The organism is Amycolatopsis sp. NPDC051061 (assembly GCF_040682935.1).
Lineage (GTDB): Bacteria > Actinomycetota > Actinomycetes > Mycobacteriales > Pseudonocardiaceae > Amycolatopsis.
In genome coordinates, this window is the sequence record NZ_JBFBBZ010000174.1 from 1 (window position 1) to 1,114 (window position 1,114).

Here is a 1,114-nt window from a genome sequence, read left to right on the forward strand (position 1 = left end):
GCGTGAGCCAGTAGTGCTTGTGCTGGAATGCGTAGGTGGGTAGTGGGACTGGTCGGGCGTGGCTGCCGGCGAAGATCGTGGTCCAGTTGGTGGTGGTGCCGTGGGTGTGGAGGGTGGCGAGGCTGGTGAGGATGCGGGTGGGGGTGTCGTCGTGGCGGCGGAGGGTTCCGGTGACGGTGATGGGGGTGGTGCCGGTTTCGTCTAAAGTGGATTCGATGGCGGTGGTGAGGACGGGGTGGCTGGAGGATTCGATGAAGGTGCGGAATCCGTTGTCGGCGAGGGTGCGGATGGCGGTGTCGAAGTTTACGGTGCTGCGTAGGTTGCGGAACCAGTAGTCGCCGTTCGGGTCGTTGTCGGTGATCCACGTGCCGGAAACTGTGGATAGCCAGGGGATTGTTCCCTTTCGGGGCTGGATGTGGGTCAGTGTTTCGGTGAGGCGGTTTTTGATGGTGTCGACGTGGCCGGTGTGGCTGGCGTAGTTGACAGGGATGGTTCGGGTGCGGACGGTGTCGCCGTATTGTGCTTGCAGTTCCTCCAAGGCGTCGACGTTTCCGGCGATGACGGTGGCGGTGGGGCTGTTGATGGCGGCGATCCAGAGTCGGTTCTGGTAGTGGGACAGGTCGATGTTCTGGGCGGGTAGGGCGACCGACATCATGCCGCCGTGTCCGGCCAGGTCCTGGGCGATGGCTTGGCTGCGCAGGGCGACGACGGCGGCTGCGTCGTCCAGGGAGAGCCAGCCTGCGACGGTGGCGGCGGCGATTTCGCCTTGGGAGTGTCCGATGACGGCGTCTGGGTTCACGCCCAGTGACTGCCAGAGGGCGGCCAGGGAGACCATGATGGCCCAGGAGGCGGGTTGGACGATGTCGACGCGGTCCAGGGCCGTTTTGGTGCGCAGGATGTCGATGAGGTTGACGTCCATGTGTGGTGCGAGTGCGGTGGCGCATTCATGTAGTCGGGTGGAGAACACGGGTGCGGTGTCCAGGAGTCGGGCTCCCATGCCGATCCATTGGGCGCCTTGGCCGGGGAAGACGAATGCGGTTTTGCCGGAGACTGTGGCTTCGCCGGTGATGGTGAACGCGGAGGAGCGGCCCTCAGCCAGCGCAGCCAGCCCCTC

Annotated in this window: 1 protein-coding gene; it reads right to left on the reverse strand. The window is 64.9% G+C overall.

Features of this window, described 5'->3' with window-relative positions:
* On the reverse strand, positions 1 to 1,114 hold a 1,114-nt coding region (locus AB0N03_RS52495; protein WP_364389042.1), incomplete at both ends, for an acyltransferase domain-containing protein.